The 16,188-nt window shown below is 65.2% G+C and carries 13 protein-coding genes; 4 read left to right on the plus strand and 9 right to left on the minus strand.

Annotation, left to right across the window (positions count from 1 at the left end):
- Window positions 1–101 precede the first annotated feature (101 nt).
- From VME63_RS12950 to VME63_RS12960, 3 genes are all read left to right on the plus strand, one after another.
- Window positions 102–1,520 (plus strand): OmpP1/FadL family transporter, encoded by a 1,419-nt coding sequence (locus VME63_RS12950; protein ID WP_325433769.1) that lies wholly within the window; start codon window positions 102–104, stop codon window positions 1,518–1,520.
- A 171-nt stretch (window positions 1,521–1,691) separates the two neighbouring features.
- Window positions 1,692–2,828, plus strand: coding sequence for a mannosyltransferase family protein (locus tag VME63_RS12955; RefSeq protein WP_325433770.1), 1,137 nt, complete (start codon window positions 1,692–1,694; stop codon window positions 2,826–2,828).
- Complete coding sequence (locus VME63_RS12960) at window positions 2,825–3,436, plus strand: hypothetical protein (RefSeq protein WP_325433771.1); 612 nt, start codon at window positions 2,825–2,827, stop codon at window positions 3,434–3,436. The genes VME63_RS12955 and VME63_RS12960 overlap by 4 nt, the downstream gene beginning before the upstream one ends.
- 63 nt (window positions 3,437–3,499) lie before the next feature.
- Here the strand turns inward: VME63_RS12960 and VME63_RS12965 are convergent, their stop codons facing one another.
- The 7 genes from VME63_RS12965 to VME63_RS12995 are packed head-to-tail and all read right to left on the minus strand — an operon-like array spanning window position 3,500 to window position 13,100.
- Complete coding sequence (locus VME63_RS12965; protein ID WP_325433772.1) at window positions 3,500–4,915, minus strand: coniferyl aldehyde dehydrogenase; 1,416 nt, start codon at window positions 4,913–4,915, stop codon at window positions 3,500–3,502.
- A 7-nt stretch (window positions 4,916–4,922) separates the two neighbouring features.
- Complete coding sequence (locus VME63_RS12970) at window positions 4,923–7,409, minus strand: TonB-dependent receptor (protein WP_325433773.1); 2,487 nt, start codon at window positions 7,407–7,409, stop codon at window positions 4,923–4,925.
- A 57-nt stretch (window positions 7,410–7,466) separates the two neighbouring features.
- Window positions 7,467–8,654: an MFS transporter gene (locus VME63_RS12975; protein WP_325433774.1), complete on the minus strand. Its 1,188-nt coding sequence runs from the start codon at window positions 8,652–8,654 to the stop codon at window positions 7,467–7,469.
- A 48-nt stretch (window positions 8,655–8,702) separates the two neighbouring features.
- Window positions 8,703–9,344: a hypothetical protein gene (locus VME63_RS12980; RefSeq protein ID WP_325433775.1), complete on the minus strand. Its 642-nt coding sequence runs from the start codon at window positions 9,342–9,344 to the stop codon at window positions 8,703–8,705.
- Window positions 9,341–10,816, minus strand: a complete 1,476-nt coding sequence (locus VME63_RS12985; RefSeq protein WP_325433776.1) for an aspartate aminotransferase family protein — start codon at window positions 10,814–10,816, stop codon at window positions 9,341–9,343. Before VME63_RS12985 ends, VME63_RS12980 begins: the two co-directional genes overlap by 4 nt.
- Window positions 10,813–11,478 carry a class II aldolase/adducin family protein gene (locus VME63_RS12990; protein ID WP_325433777.1) on the minus strand — a complete coding sequence of 222 codons (666 nt, stop codon included), beginning with the start codon at window positions 11,476–11,478 and terminating at the stop codon, window positions 10,813–10,815. The genes VME63_RS12985 and VME63_RS12990 overlap by 4 nt, the downstream gene beginning before the upstream one ends.
- Window positions 11,475–13,100, minus strand: a complete 1,626-nt coding sequence (locus tag VME63_RS12995; RefSeq protein ID WP_325433778.1) for an FGGY-family carbohydrate kinase — start codon at window positions 13,098–13,100, stop codon at window positions 11,475–11,477. The genes VME63_RS12990 and VME63_RS12995 overlap by 4 nt, the downstream gene beginning before the upstream one ends.
- Before the next feature lie 90 nt (window positions 13,101–13,190).
- Between VME63_RS12995 and VME63_RS13000 the strand changes: the two genes are divergently transcribed.
- On the plus strand, window positions 13,191–13,871 hold the full coding sequence (locus tag VME63_RS13000; protein WP_325433779.1) for a helix-turn-helix domain-containing protein: 681 nt from the start codon (window positions 13,191–13,193) through the stop codon (window positions 13,869–13,871).
- 50 nt (window positions 13,872–13,921) lie between these two features.
- Here VME63_RS13000 and VME63_RS13005 read toward each other — a convergent pair whose 3' ends face one another.
- Entirely contained in the window at window positions 13,922–14,974 is a 1,053-nt protein-coding gene (locus VME63_RS13005; protein ID WP_325433780.1) for an NAD-dependent epimerase/dehydratase family protein, read from the minus strand.
- A gap of 54 nt (window positions 14,975–15,028) precedes the next feature.
- A complete protein-coding gene (locus VME63_RS13010; protein ID WP_325433781.1) occupies window positions 15,029–16,186 on the minus strand; it encodes an SO2930 family diheme c-type cytochrome in 1,158 nt (385 codons plus the stop codon).
- Window positions 16,187–16,188 lie beyond the last annotated feature (2 nt).

Raw genomic sequence — 16,188 nt, forward strand, 5'->3', positions numbered from 1 at the left:
CACAGTGCCCGCCTGGGGTATCAAACGCGCGTATGAAATGTTGTTTCGCCGGGCCCCTGCAACACCCGATGCCGTCAACAAATATTAAGCAGGAGCCATCGATGCAGATTTCCCGTAGCACCGTCCGCGGTGCCCACCCGCTTGCCCTGGGCACCCTGGGCCTGGCCATTGCCGGCGCGCTGGTCGCCCCGCAGCAGGCGCACGCCAGTGCTTTCCAGTTGAAGGAAGACAGCGCGCAGGCCATGGGCCGCGCCTATGCCGGCTCGCTGACCGCGGGCAACGACGTGTCCGTGGTGGCCAACGGCCCGGCCGCGATGACCGACCTCAAGGGCACCTATTTCGAGGCGGACGTGACCGCCATCAACTTCAGCGCCCAGTTCTCCGGCAGCGCCCATGACGTGCTGGGCAACCCGATCAGCGGCGGCAACGGCGGCGATGCCGGCACCACCATGCCGGTCCCGGCACTGTTCTTTGAAACCCAGGTCAGCGACCGCTGGCACGTGGGCGCCGCCTTCACCGTGCCGTTCGGCTTCAAGACCGATTACGACAGCGACTGGGTCGGCCGCTACAACGCCATCTATTCCAAGTTCGAGTCGCTGGACGGCACGCTGTCCGCTTCGTTCGACGTCACCGACAAGCTCAGCATCGGCGGCAGCGCCATCGCCCAGCGCACCACGGCCACGCTGACCAATGCGATCAACTTCGCCAGCGTCGGCCTCGATCTGGCCGGCCCGAATGCTTCGGGCCCGATCAAGCTGCCGGTCAGCAGCGTGTACGCGCTGATTCCGCCCGGCACCGACGGTTCGGCCCGCATCACCGGCAGCGATTGGGCCTGGGGCTGGCAGCTGGGCGCCTACTACAAGATCGACCCGCAGGATCGCCTGGCGGTGAACTACCGCTCCAAGATCGCCCATCGCCTGCAGGGCACGGCCGATTTCAACGTGCCGCAGAACGTGTCCACACTGATCGGCCAGCTGGCTCCGCTGCTGGGCCTGAACTCGTCCAGCCTGCCGTTCCAGAACACCAGCGGCACCGCCGATTTCACCACCCCGGCGATCACCACGGTCAGCTACTGGCACCAGGAAGACAAGTTCGGTTTCGGCGCGGACGTGGCCTACACGGAGTGGGACGTGTTCAAGAACCTCACCGTCAACTACGGCAACCCGTCGCAGCCGTCCACCACGCAGGTGTTCAACTGGCATAACTCCTGGTATGCCTCGTTCGGCGGCGAGTACTACCTCACCGACAAGCTGACCGCGCGCGCCGGTATCGGTTTCGACGGTACGCCGACCTCGGCCGCCACCCGCGACGTGCGCGTGCCGGACGAATCGCGCAAGCTCGCTTCGGTGGGCCTGGGCTACAAGGCGTCCGAGCATTTGTCGATCAACGCCTCGTATGCGCACATCTTCGTCAACCGCGCCGCCATCGACAACGACGTCAGCGCGACCGAAGACGCCATCACCGGTACCTACGACGACTACGGCAATCTGTTCGCGTTGTCGGCGGTCTACAAGTTCTGATCGCGGGTTTTCGAACGCCCCCTTGTCATGGGCAAGGGGGCGTTCGTTTGACCGGGTAGCCGCGGCGCTTGTCGCTTCAGGTTTCTGCACGACTCCTCCTGCGCATCGCCGCGAGGGAGGGACGCTCTGATGTAAGGTCCGTTCATAAGCCCACGTCTACGGGATTGGCAAGTGACGTCACCGAACACTCCGATCCGCCTTCAAATACGCGCGGCGATGCTTCCGCTGCTGGCGATGTTCCTGGCGTCGCGAGCGGTACTGTGGGTGTTGGCCAGGGCAGCGCTGCAATCGACCGATGCCCATGCGCACGGCGGATCGTGGAGCGCACTGCTTTGCCGGTTCGATTGCACGTGGTACCTGAACATTGCCAGCAACGGCTATTCGCCGGTCGAAACCGGGCCGTTTCCGTGGCAGACCAACTTCGCCTTTTACCCCTTGTTTCCGTTGTTGGTGCGCCTGTTCATGCCGGTGTGCGGCGGCGATGCGCTGCATGCGGGCATATTGGTGGCGAACCTGTGTTTTGTCGCTGCGCTGTTTTACGTCTATCTGTATGTACGCGAGCTTGGGTTTGAGCGCAGCGTGGCATTGCTCACCGGGCTGATCCTGTGCGTGTTTCCGCAAAGCATCGTGTTCAGCGCGCCCTATACGGAAAGTCTTTGCCTGTTGCTGTTGGCCGCCGCGATGTATTACCTGCGGCGCGAACGTTATCTGGCCGCGGGCGTGGCGGCCGCGCTGCTGTCGGCGACACGTCCCAACGCCATCTTTTTTATTCTGTTTGCCATCGTGTGGCTATGGCAGCGTGACGGCGCGCGCGCGCTCCTGTCTCCGTGGCGAACACCGGAGAAGTTCATCCCTATCGTGCTTGCGCCGCTGGGTGCGTTCGTATTCTTTGGCTACTGCTATCTCGCTACCGGCGATGCCTTTGCCGCCCCGTCGGCCCATATGACGGGTTGGGGCTGGAGCTTTGTGCCGCCCTGGCAGAACCTGCCCGAGCAACTGCGTAGCGGCGGCAGTTACATGTTCGCCGCATGGGTCGATATGGCCATGGCTTTGTGCTCCTTGCTGTTGCTGCGTTATCGCATGTACGCGGAGTTCGCCTTCTGCGCCGCCACCATCCTGTTCGTATGCTGCGGGCAGGGTACGGTGTGCGTATTTCGTTACTGGCTGGTGTTGTTTCCGCTGTGGATCGTGATGGCGCGCGCGGTTTCGTCGCGTCCGATGGCGGCGGCGCTGTTGTGCGCGCTGCTGGGTACGATCAATGGCGCGATGGTGTGTGCATGGGCGCTAGGGATGAGCGTGGCCATATGACCGTGCCGATCTGGCGCCGCTGGCTGTTGTTTGCGTCCCTGCTTGCGGTGGGCGGCGCATACGTCGCCGTCTATGCGTTTTTTGTTGTGCGCAGCGAGAATTTCATCGTTGCGCAGGACAATCGCAAAGCCGCCGAATTTGGCGGACAGCATCCGGTTGTCCTGCCGGCGTCCTGGACGTTCGGAAAAGGTAGTCCCGACGATGGGCGTCTAGGATTTGGCTGGAGGACACCGTTTCCGGTCGGTGCTTGGATGGCGGCCAACGATGCATGGATCGTGTGGATCCCTGAGCAGCGCGATGCGGACTTGATATTGACCTTCGATATAGCCGTGTTCACCACGCCGGCGTCGCCACGCAACCGCGTGGAAGTATCCGTGAACGGAAAAGTGCTGGGCTCGTGGGAGCGAGGCATGCCGAATGCAAATTCCACCATCGAGGTTCGCGTGCCGCATCTGCTCCTGCACGAAGGAGCGTGCAGCGTGCGCGTTCACATCGATCACCTCAAGGCCATGTACCGTTCGGACGTGGGCGTGGCAAGGAACGGACAGGAGCTGGTGCTGACCGCCATGACCATTCGCACGGCTGACGGCGCTGCGAACACGCCTTGAACGTCGGCGGCGGCAGAGGTCGCCGCGTATGGGCATCCATAACGCCGGTTGGATATAGGCGCATCAGCCGCGCCGCAAGAGGATTTCCAGCATCTGCCGGAAGCGCTTGCCGTAGGGTGGATTGAGCAGACCCGTGCCATTGAGGCGCGCTTGCCGGAATACCGGCTTGAAGTGCGAAAACGTGCGGAAACCCGCCTCGCCGTGATAACCGCCCATGCCCGAAGGCCCCACGCCGCCGAATGGCAGGCCGTGCTGCGCGATGTGATACAGCGTGTCGTTGAGGCTGACGCCGCCGGCGTGCGTGCGCGCCAGCACCTGGTCGATGCGGCCCTGGTCCTGCTCGAACAGGTATAGCGCCAGGGGGCGCGGGCGCGCGGCAACGTAGTCGATTGCATCGTCGAGGTGGTCGTAAGGCACCAGCGGCAGCAGCGGGCCGAAGATTTCCTCCTGCATCACCGCCATGTCCTGGCGCACGTCGGCCAGCAGCATCGGGGTCAGCAGGCGCTGGGTGGACTGGTCGATGGCCTCGCTCAGCCGTTCGCCGCGCGCGCCGGCCGCCAGCGCGCTATCGCGCAGGCTGGACAGGCGCTGGTAATGGCGGTCGGTGGCGATGCTCGCGTATTGCCGGCTGTTGGCCAGGTCCGGGTACAGGCGTTTTACCGCATCGCGCGCGGCGGCGGTGAAGCGATCCACTTCCGCGCGCGGCAGCAAGACGTAGTCCGGCGCGATGCAGGTCTGCCCCGCATTGACCATCTTGCCGAACACGATGCGTTCCACCGCATGCTCAAAGCGCGCGCCGGGGCCGATGATGGCCGGCGATTTGCCGCCCAGTTCCAGCGTCACCGGGGTGAGGTTGGCCGAGGCCGAGCGCATCACGTGATGGCCCACCGCGGTCGAGCCGGTAAACAGCAGGTGGTCGAACGGCAGCCCCGCAAAGGTTTGGCCTACCGTCGCATCGCCGTTGACCACCAGCACTTCGTCGGGCTGGAAGTGGCGCGCGATGAGTTCGGCAAAAAGCTCGGAAAAGCGCGGTGTGTATTCGCTCATCTTCACCATCGCGCGGTTGCCGGCGGCCAGCGCGTCGACCAGCGGGCCGATGGCCAGGAACAAGGGATAATTCCACGGCACGATGATGCCGACCACGCCCAGCGGCTGCGGGCGCATTTCCGTGCGCGCCGGCAAGAACGCCAGGCTCGCCAGCGAACGGCGCGGCTTCATCCAGCGCCGGCCGTGACGCAGTGCATGGCGGATGGAGGAGAGGCTGGGAAAGATCTCCAGCATCTCGCTCTCTTCGCGCGGACGGCAGCCAAAGTCCGCATCGATCGCCGCCACGATCTCCTGGCGATGCTGCACGATCACCGCTTCCAGCGCGCGCAGCCGTCGCTCGCGGAGGGGCCAGCCGGGCAGGGGGTCGCGCGATTGCACCTCGCGCAGGCGCTTGAGCTCACTGTGCAGGTCGAGCGGATCTGGCTTGTTCATGGCGGCTCTAGAATTTGGCCCTCAGTTCCACACCGTATACGCGCGGCGGCGTAATGATCGCGTAAGGCGTGCCGAAGTCGTTGGTGGTGTCGTTGCCGATGCTGACCACATAGCGTTTGTTGAACATGTTGTTCACGTACAGCCCCACGCCCCAGCGCTGGTCGGGAGTATGCCAGTCCAGGCGCGCGTCGGTGCGCTGGGTGGAGGTGCCCACACTGAACAGCGGGGTGGTCAGGCACGTACCCTGGATGCCCGAATCGGCATTGCAGCGGGTAGGGCCGCGGTAGGCGTATTGCATGCTCAATTCCAGGTCGCCCCGGTACACCCCGAACCAGGTGTAGTCCAAGCCGGCGGTGGACGAAAAGTACGGTTCGCCGGTGGGCTGTCCTGCCAGGCTCACGCCCGAGGTGGAAACGCCGCTGATGTAAGTGCTGTCGATGTATGCACTGGTAAAGTTCAGGCGCAGCGCAGCGGTCGGCTGCCACTGCGCTTCCACGTCCAGGCCGTCCGCGTGCTGGGTGCTGGTCATCACCGTATAGAAGGGCACGCCCGAGCCGTTGTAGTTGGGATCGAGCACCGACGACTGCAGGTTCGAATAGCGGTAGTAGTAGGCCGAGGCGTTGAAGATCAGGTTGTACTGGGGCACGACCGTCTTCACGCCCGCTTCGTAGTTCCAAACTTTTTCCGGTGCGTACAGCGAACCCACTTGCAGGCTGTTGTAGCCGCCCGCCTTGTAGCCCTTGGTGACGGAGAGGTAGGCCATGGTGTCGGGCGTGAATTTATAGCTGAGCACCGCGCGCGGGCTGAAGTCGTGCCAGCTGTTGCTGGCCTGCACCCATTGGCCCACGTCGTTGGGAAACACCACATTGGTGCTGAACGCGGTGAACGCCGCTTGCGCATCGGGCGGCAGGAAGGCGTAGATGCCGCTGGCCTTGAGCGCGGCCACTTCTTGATCGAACGCGGTCGCAGTGCGCAGTGGCGTGAACCAGGTGAAATCCTTTTGGTCTTCGGTGTAGCGCAGGCCGGTGGTGAGGTCCAGGTTATCGCTCAGATGCCAGATCACATCGCCGAACGCGGCATAGGCCTTGAACCGGCCCACATTGTTGATTTCCTCCTGCCACGGATCGCCCAGGAAGTTGTAGTTGAGGCCCAGCGACTGCAGGCCCTGGGTGATCTCGGTAAGCGGCAATCCTTCGTTGTCCACGTTCTGCGCCAGCGTATCCAGGCTGCTGGTGTTGGTGTTGACCACGCTGCTCTGGCGTGCCTGTTCGGAATAAAAGCTCACGCCCGAAACCCAGTCCAGCAGGTCGTTCTCGCCGGCGAGCTTGAATTCCTGGTAATAGCTGTTGTTGTGCTCGATGTTGACGGTCGAGAGGTAGCTGACGGTGTGATCGGTGCCGTCGTTGTCCTCGGCATTGAAGGTGTTGAAGTGACGCCAGGCCGTGGTGGAGGTGAAGCTGCCCCACGCAAAGGAATGATCGATGATCAACGTGGAGCCGTCGAAGTGGCGCCACTCGGCCGCGCCGATCGCATCGTTGTAGAGCTGCGCGTTCAGCGGATTGAGGTAGTTCTGCGGATTGGGCGGAAACGGCGGGCGCTGGTTGGTGTCGTTGGATAGCGGTACCAGGCCGAACGCCGGTTGCGGCGGCTGGTCCAGCCGCTCGTGATCCCACGACCACAACAGGCGCGTATCGGGCGTCATGTTCCAGCGGTACACCATGCGGGTGCCCCAGTCATCGTTCCTGCCGTAGTGCTGGCCGGTGGCCTGGTCCTTGATCCAGCCGTCGCTCTGGTTGTCCAGCACGCTGATGCGCAGCGCCATGTCCTTGTTGAGCGGAATGTTGACCAGCGCGTTTTCGTAGCGCTCCCCGTCGTTGCCGTAGCGCAGCACCACCTTGCCCTCGAAGGTGTCGGTGGGCTCGTTAGTGACGATGGAAATCGCGCCGCCCGCCGCGTTGCGGCCGAACAGCGTGCCTTGCGGTCCCTTGAGCACTTCGATCCGGTCGATGTCGTTGAACGCCAGCAGCGCGCCGCCAGAGCGCGCGGCATACACGCCATCGATATACACACCCACCGCCGATTCCGTGCCGATGCCGAAATCGCTGGTGCTGATGCCGCGCAGCGAATAATTGGGCTGCGTCGGCTGGCTGCCGTCCACGACCAGGCCCGGCACGAACAGCGAGATCTTGCTCAGGTCTGTCGCCGCCTGCGTGTCGATCTGCTTGGCGGTGAGAATCTGCAACGGAATCGGCACCTGTTCCATCTGCTGCGTGCGGCTTTGCGCGGTGACCGTGATGTTGCCGAGCTGCTTGGCCTGCGCTGCGTCCGCTGCGGTCTTGCTGTTGGACGGCTTTGCCGGCGCGGGCGGCTGGGTGCCGTTGTCCTGCGGCGCACCGCGTACACCGGGCGACCACAGCGTGCACAGAAACATCGCCGCACCGCCGAACAGGGCGTGGTGCAGGCAGCTGGAAAGCGTACGTTGCCGCATCGTCATGCTGTTCTCCCCTAGATTCTTCGAATGGCATCGCCCCTCACAGTCGATGCATCGGGTTTATTTGATGTGCCCGCCTCCGGCCAAGACCCCCCTGTCGTTGCCGGAAGGAGCGCGATACCTCACCAACCAAAGTGCCACTACCACGCACACCGCGAATGCCGCGGCGATCAGCGGTATGCGTCGAACATCTTCGCCATGCACGCTCAAGGAAGCCGCCAGCGGCCCCAAGCCCGAGCCCAGCAGCTGCGCCGGCGGAACCAGCAGGGCGATGCGCCCGCGCGGATCGATCTCGAATGCAAGCCGGATGTGAAACGGCAGCTGGAACAGCCACACGAACCCGAGCGCGGCACACAACGCCGTGAAAGCCCAAGGATGGGGCGTGCTGAACTGATGGATGGCGAGGCCGACGACCACCACCACTGCCGCGCTCGATAGCAGCGCCGGCGTCATGCGCCAGCGGCGTACCGCCAACGCGGCAACGCTGCCGCCGACGACCTGCATCAGCAGTACCAGCGCGACCAGCGTATCGGCATCGCGCCCGACCACGCCCGCGTTCTTGCTCAGCGGTTCCAGGTAAGCCCATAGCGTGCCGATCGCGCTCATATGCGCAAGCGGCACCAGCAGCACGAACAATCCGCGCAGCGATACCAGCGAGGGCATCACTGCATCGGTGTGCGAGCCCACTTGCCGCGGCAGCCGATGGATCACCGAAAGCGGCAGGATGCATACCAGCGCCAGCACCATGAAACCGGCCTGCCAGCCCATAAACTGCAGCGGCAGCCGGGCGATCGACAGCATCACCAGTGCCTGTGTGAGCGTTTGCACGGTGAGAAAGATGCCGGCCAGGCGATCGGGTTCGCGCGAGCGCACGATCACGATGGTGGTGATCCAGAACAGGCTTGCTTCGAGCAGCCCCGCCAGCACGCGCATGGCGGCGCAGGCGGCATCGCCGTGGACGCCGAGGGTCAGCAGGTTTACCGCTGCCAGCAGCACGCAGCCGATCACGGCGACGGCGCGAATATGCTGCAGCGGCAGCAGCTTCTCGGCCAGCACCACGCCGATGCCGAGCGAGAAAATTTCGCCCATCGCGACGACACCGACCCCTTGCATCGAAATGCGATGTTGTTCGATCAAGGTGCCGAGCAGGGCCGGCTGCAACCCGAGCATCATCAAGGCCACGCAGCCCATGGCCAGGGCGGTCACCCGTTCGGAGCGGCTAAAGCCGAGCGCGACCGAGGTCGTCATGGGCGTGTCCGGTTGTCGTGCGCCAGCAGCCTGGGCATGTCGCTCACCTCAGTAGCCTTTCACTTCGTCGGGTAGCAATCCGAGCGCGAAACGTCGTGCCGCGCGCCGTTGATCTTTCTTCAGTCGCCCGTTGGCGATGCGGCATACCCACCACGGCAGCGTGTGGATCAGCGCGCCGGTGGCCTTTGCCAGCACATAGGCCTTGGCGCATTTCTCCAGCAGTTCGGCGTTGAGCACCAGCCGCTGCACGGTGCTGCCGAAGACCAGCACGTTGCGCCCGCACACCCAAGCATTGCCACGCGCCGGCAAACTGCGCCGTGCGCCTGCCGCAGGATCGCCGGCCAGTGCCGCCAAGGGTGGCGCCGTGCGCCCCAGATGCCGCGCCTGTTCGTCGAACACCTGTGGCAGGTCGCCACCGAAATCGCCCAGGCTGCGGCCGTAAAAGCCGCCGCCCAGCGCGATCGCGCCGATGTCCGCGCGTGTGCGATAAGCCGCGGCGTGCCAAGCCTGTTCGCCGTCGCCGCAACCGAGCAGCGGTATACGCGCGGGTGTTTTGCCCGGTGCGCCCAGCAGCATCTCCTGCGTGCCGGGCAAGCGCACGGAAACGCTGGCGCCGGCACCCAGCAGCTGCTTGGCGTCCAGGCGCCCGATCGCGTCTTCGAGCAGGTGCGAGAGCGGCATCGGCGTCATGCCAGTTTCAGCACGTCTTCGAAGCCGTTCAGCGCCTCGTCGATCACCGCATCGGTGTCGGCCAGGCTCGTGTAGATGCGGCTGCCGGCCAGCGTGATCAGGCCGTGCGCGGCGTAGGCGGCGCCCATCTCCTCCATCATGTGCTTGCGCTCCTTGGCTTCGTTGCGCACGCGCACCAGTTTGAGCAGGCTGCTGGTATCGAGCAGCATCACGCCCGAGGTCTGCAAGTGCACGATCGAACCGATGTTGTAGGCGACGTAAGGGAGGCCCAGCCGTTGGATGATCTGTTCCAGCCCCTGGCACAGGCGATCGCCCGCGCGCCCGGCCTTGGCGGCGGCGTCGGTGCGCTGGATTTCCGTCAGCGCGAAATAGCCGGCCGCGCACGACAGCGGATTGGCGGTGAGCGTGCCGCCCACGAACGCGCGCTTGGCGGTGGTGCCGATGCCGCCGACCAGCATCATCATGATGTCGCGCTTGCCGCCGATCGCGCCGGCCATCGGGTAGCCGCCGGTAAGGCATTTGCCCAGGACGGTCAGATCGGGCGTGACGCCGAAGTACGCCTGCGCGCCGCCCATGCCGGCGCGGAAGCCGGTGACCACTTCGTCGAAAATCAGCAAGCTGCCGAATTCGTCGCACAAGCGGCGAAGTTGCGCGTTGAAATCCCTGGTGACCGGGCGCGTGCCGCTTTCCGGGCCGAACGGTTCGACGATCACCGCCGCGGTACCGCCACGCAGGCGGTTCCACTGCAGCTTGCGCCGGATCGCCGCCAGGTCGTTCGGCGGGCTTTCCTGCGTGCCGGCGGTCGCGCCGCGCGGAATGCCGATCGCTTCCATGCGCCCGGTATTGGGCAAGCGCATGCCGTAGACCATGGGATCGCTCCAGCCATGGTAGCCGCCGCCGATCTTGATCACGCGCTTCTTGCCGGTATACGCGCGCGCCAGGCGAATGGCGCCCATCACCGCTTCGGTGCCCGAGCCCATCATGCGCAGCATGTCCACGCCCGGCATTGCATCGCACACCAGCTCGGCGAGCTTGATCTCGTATTCGTGCAGAAGTCCGGTGACGGGGCCGCACTCGTCCAGCAATGCATGCACTTTCGTGCGCACCGGCAGATAGTTGGAGCCCAGCAGGGTGGGGCCGCCAGCCTGCAGGAAATCGATGTAGCGGTTGCCGTCCGCATCGGTCATGTGCGCGCCATCGACCTGCGTAACCGCCAGCGGAAACGGATAATTGAAGGCAAGGTTGTGCTGCACGCCGCCCGGAATGACGTGCCTGGCCTGCTCGGACAGCCGTTTGGACGTCCGGCAGCGTTGCTCGAAATAGTTGAGCACCTGCGCCATCGCATCGCGCCGCAGCGGGCGGATGGGCTGCTTCACCAGCGCATCGAAGCGCCGGTACAGCGCATCGGTATCCGGCCATGCCGATACGGCGCTGCTTGGTGCAAGCGTGGCCGGGGGTTGTTTGACATTCATGCGATCGACTCCTGAATCGGATGCGCATCGAGCGCGGCGACCAGTTTTCCGAGCGCATCCCGCTCGGACGTGGCGCGCGTGGCGCGCGCGGCGATGCGTTCGCGCAAATAAGCGGTGGCGAGTGCTTCAAGCGCGGCGATGGCCTGCAATGCGCGCTCGGCAGTAGTGCCGCAGCAGATCGCGCCGTGTGTGCGCAGCAGGTAGGCATTGATGTCCGCGCGCAGTACGCGGGCGAGTTTGCTCGACAGCCAGCGCGTGCCCGACGGCGCATACCCGGCGATCAAGACCTGGGTGCCGAGCAGCGCCTGATGCTCGGCGCGCTGCACCGGCAGCGCCTGCCCCAGCAGGGTCAGGGCGCTGGCCGCGGGTTGATGGGTGTGGATGCTCGCCATGCAATCGACGCGGGCGCGCAGCACGTGCGCGTGCATGCCCGATTCCACCGAGGGCTTGCGCGCGCCCTCGACCTTGGCCAGGTCGCGCAGACGCAACACGCAAATGTCTTGCGCCTCCATCTGGTAGTAATCGACTGCCGACGGCGTCACCACGATGTGTTCGTCATCGGCGCGCAAGGCAAGGTTGCCGCCGGTGGCGGCGAAGTAGCCGCGGTCGGCCAGCAGCACGCTCATCTGGACTACGCGCCGGCGCAGGCTTTCGAATCTCATCGCGCCCCCCATTGCCGGTTGAGGCGCCGATAGACCGGCGCAAGCTGGCGGTGCAGCTGTTTGAACGTCGCGAAGCAGTCGTCGTACAGGTTGCGCAGGCCCTGGCGCGGTTCGAAGCGTTGCCGATGCCGGCACAACGCGGGGATGTCGCGATACGCCAGGTCGCCCAGGCCGATGCCGGCAATGAAGGCCGCGCCAAGCGCGTTGGCCTGGATCGGTGCGAGCGGCTGCTGCACGGCCATGCCGGTGACGTCGGCCATCATCTGGCACCACACGTCCGATTGGCCGCCACCGCCGACGATGGTCATGGTGCCATGGCGGTCGGCGCCGATGAAATCCAGCATCGGCTCCAGCATCCAGCGCGTGTTCAAGGCCACGCCTTCGAGAAAGGCGCGGATGATGTCTTCGCGTGTGTGTTCCAGCGATAGATTGAACAGGCCTGCGCGCAGATGGCGGTCGTCCACCGGCGTGCGCTCGCCCAGCAGCCATGGCATGTAGATAAGTCCGCGCGAGCCGGGCGGTACGCGGTCGGCGATGCGGTCGAGCAGCGGATAGACGTCCATACGCTGGTCGTCGCCCAGCAATTCGTCGGCGTGGAAAAGGATGCGGTCGCGCAGGAAGGCGAGATTGCCGCAGGCGGTCGTCTGCATCGCCATCGCCAGGTAGCGATCCGGTTGTGCGCAGGGCAGCGAGGCGATGTACGCGTTGAGATGGGTGCGCTTGTCCGGCACGTGCGCGCCGAGCCAGGAAGACGTACCCAGGTACAGATGCAACTCGCGGTCGCGCACGGTGCCGGCGCCGATCGCCACGGCGGAGTTGTCGATCGCACCGGCGACCACCTGGGTATCGGGCGCCAGGCCCAGGCTGTCGGCGACGGTGGGCAGCAGCGTGCCGATGACCGCGGTCGAGGGCACCAGCTCGGGCAGCTTGTCGCGTTCCACGCCCAGCATGCGCAGCAGGCGCGCGTCGTAGCGCACCTGCGCCAGGTCGCGGTTGTCGGTGGCCCAGGTGGTGAGCGCCGAATCGTAGGTGGCGCAGCAGCGGCCGGTCAGGCGCAGGTTCATGAAGTCGAGCGCGTTGAGAAACTTGTCCGTGCGCTCGACCAGCGCCGGCTGGTGATCGTAGAGCCAGGCCATGTGTCCGGCCGGATCCTTGCCCGACAGCGACGGCGCGCCGCCGGTTAGGCGTAGCCAGCGCGCCAGCTTGAGCGGGCCGTAACCCTGGATGTTCAGCCGCCCGCCGCGCGCGCGCCGGCTGATGGCATCGGCGCCGCGCATATCCACCCACAGCATCGCGCGCGCCAGCGCGTTGCCGTGGCGGTCCACCGGGATCGTGCATTCGCCGAAGGTCGAGCAGCACACCGCGACCACCTGCCGGCGGCGGCGCGCATCGGCGGCGAGCAGTTCCTGTGCGCCGTCCAGAAATGCCTGCCACCAATCTTGCGGATCCTGTTCGACACCCAGCTCGTCCACCAGGTGCAGTGCGACGGCGCGGAACGTCCAGGCCAGCACGCGGCCGTCCAGGCCGATCAGCGCGCATTTGCAGCCGGTCGTGCCCAGGTCTACCGCCAGGACCAGGCGGTCGTTGCCGGATGCCGCGCTGGCTGACGCCGTGCTGGGCATGAATGCTCGCTCCCCCAAAAAGCTAGTATTAGCTACAATATAGTTATTGCTATAATTCGCGCAATAGCCCTAAGCCAGGATCCCCGCTCCGTGCCAGAGCCCACCCAGAAGCGGCCCCGCGCCGCCGCCAAGCGCCCGAAGCTCGCGCTGGCGCCGAAAGTGACGCCGGCGCAGTCCCGCGCCGCCGAAACCTATGAGCACCTGCTCACCGTCACCGCCCAGGTGCTGGCGGAGGTGGGTTTCGAGCAGCTCAGCACCAACCTGGTGTGCCAGCGCGCCGGCCTGTCGCCACCGGCGCTGTACCGTTACTTCCCGAACAAATACGCGTTGCTGCACGAGCTGGGCCTGCGCCTGATGCATCGACAGAATGCGTTGATCGCGCAATGGCTGACGCCCGCGGCGTTCGCTTCGGCGACACAGTTGGAAAACGCGTTGACCGGCTTGCTGCTGGAAACCTACGAAGTCACGCGCAAGACCACCGGCGGCATCTGGATCATGCGCGCGCTGCGTGCGATTCCGTTCCTGCAGGACGTGCGGCTGGAGTCGGCCACCGAAGTTGCAACCCAGGCTACCGCGCGCCTGAGCGAAGCTTTTCCCGGCGCCCCCGTGCGCGAATTGCAGTTGATCGGCCGCGTCGCCGACAGCATGGCGTTCGCCGCGCTGGAGATGCTGTTCGACGACCCTGCGCTGGATGCGCCGGCGGTCATGCGGCTGGTGGCCGGAAGCCTGGCCAGCAACATCCGGCGTCTGCAGGGCGATACGGCGCGCTGAGCCGCGCCGGTGCGGATCGATGCACGCGCGCACTTGCAGCGTGCGCCGATTCATGACGCGGCATCCGCGCGTTGCGCGGCCCAGCTGCGGTAATGCTCGTGCAGCGTCTGCTCGATCGGGCGGTAGACAATGCCCAGTTCGTCGATGCTGCGGCGGTTGTCCACCTTGAAACGGATACCCAAGTGCCTGCGGATGTAATCCTGGGTCAGGCCGAACAATGGCCCGATCAGCCGCACCAGCGGGTCGGGCACCTGGTGCCTGGGCAGCAGCCAGGGGCGCCGGTGGATCGCGCGTACGATCGTGGCGATCTGCGCAAAGGAAATCATCTCCCGCGCCGCCAGGATATAGCGCCCCTGCGCCTGTGGCCGGTTCGCCGCATTGATGTGCGCCTTCGCCACCTCGCGCACATCGACGGTGGTCAGGTACAGGTTCGGCATGCCGTAGAAGAAATAGCCCTTGAACATTTCATCGAGCAAAAACAGGCTGCCGGACTCCGACGCGGGCGTGAGCGAGGGCCCGAGGATCATGCCGGGGTTGATCGCGACCAGGCTCCAGCGATCCTGCGCGCGGGACAGGCGCCAAGCCTCTTTTTCGGCTTCGACCTTGGCGTAGTGGTAAGGGTTGTTGTCGAGCGTACTGCTGGTGTTGAAGTAACGTTCGGCCAGCGTCTGGTCTTGCATATCCAGCACGTCGATGTAATCGCCAAAGATCGCGCCGACGGTGGAGGTCATCACCACGCGCCGCACGTCGCCGCAGCGATTGACGCTGTCGAGCACGTTACGCGTGCCCAAAAGGGCCGGCTCCAGCATCTGGCGCCGTCCGTCCTTGATCTTTTCGGGCAGCAGGAACGGCGAGGCCACGTGGTGCACCACGCCGCAGCCGCGCACGGCGGCATCGAAGGCGCCGGGTGACAGCAGGTCGGCCTCGAACAATTGCAATCGATCGGGAAATTGCCGCTGCAGTTGGCGCAGTGGACGAAGCTTGGCCTCATGGCCGAGGTTGCGCACCGTGGCATGCACGGCATGGCCGGCTTGCAGCAACTGAAGGATCAGGTGGCTGGCCACGAAACCACTGCCGCCGGTGACCAATGCCGTTTCGTTCATAGCGTTCCTGGCAAGCGGTGGATGCGAGGGTCGTCTTCGGTGCGGCCTTGCGGTTCAATGCAGCACCTTGCAATCGCCCGATAGCGATGCGATCCATGCCTTGATCAAGGCGACGCCTTCCTGATGCACGGTGCTGCGGCCCAGTTCGGGCATCATCGTGCCGGGCGTGGCGGAACTGAGGCGGTAAGGCAGGATCGAGTCGTCCGGATGCCCCGGCACGATGTCGAAATCGTGATCGCCGGTGCCTTGTCCGGCGGCGGTCGGCGGCTTGCAGATGCCCAGGTGGTGATCTTCGGGCGTGGCGATGTCCAACGTAAGTCCGGTGGTGTTGGCCGCGCCTTTGGGGTTGTGGCAATGGCCGCAGTTGATATCGAGGTAGGCGCGTGCGCGCGCATCGAGCGGTGCGTTCGCATCCATCCAGTTTGCGTTGCGCGGCGCCTGGGCCGGCGCCGGTGCGCCGGTGAGGTAGCCCACGCGCACCAGGTGCGCCAGTTCGTTTTCCTCGCCGTCGGCGTAGCGGTAATCGCGGTTGAGGTGGCGTGCCTTCGGGCCGATCGGTTGTAGCGCGCGCGTGGTCCAGTCGCGCGCGTGGCAGCTTGCGCACTGGCTTTGGTCCGGCACCACGTAGTTGAAGTTTTCGCGCTCTCCGTTGTCGCTGACCAGCGTCAAGGGCTGTATGTCGCCGGTGCGGGCCAGCATGGCATCGGTCTGGCTGGCGTTCCAGACATAGGGAATGGCCACCCAGCCGTCCTTGCGCCGCACCAGCAGGCGCGTTTCGACCAGGTGCACGTTGGCTAACTGCAACCCTTGCCCGGGGCCGGCGATATCGCCGCGCGTATCGTAGGTGCGCGCCACATCGCCAGGGTTGCGTGCTTCGCCCTTGGGCAACGGATAGAAGAAGGTCTTGCTGATGATGGTGCCGACCGGAAAGTCGAAGGTGCCGGTGGGGTTGTATGTCGCCGCCACGCCCTTGGGCATCCAGATGGTGCGCAGCTTATGCGCGTAGTCGGTGAACAACGGCGTGTTGAGGTCGTACGGCACCACGCCTTCATTCAACTGCAGCACACCGCCGCGCGCTTGCAGTACGTGCCAGTCGCTCAACTTCTGCGGATAGCCCTGGTCGTGGAACGCAACCGGATCCATCGCGCGATGGCAGCCGCACAGGCACGCCAGCGCGAGCAGCCATCCGCACATCCACATCTTCTTCGGCATCG

Origin of the sequence: Dyella sp., assembly GCF_035503745.1 — a bacterium.
GTDB lineage: Bacteria > Pseudomonadota > Gammaproteobacteria > Xanthomonadales > Rhodanobacteraceae > Dyella_B.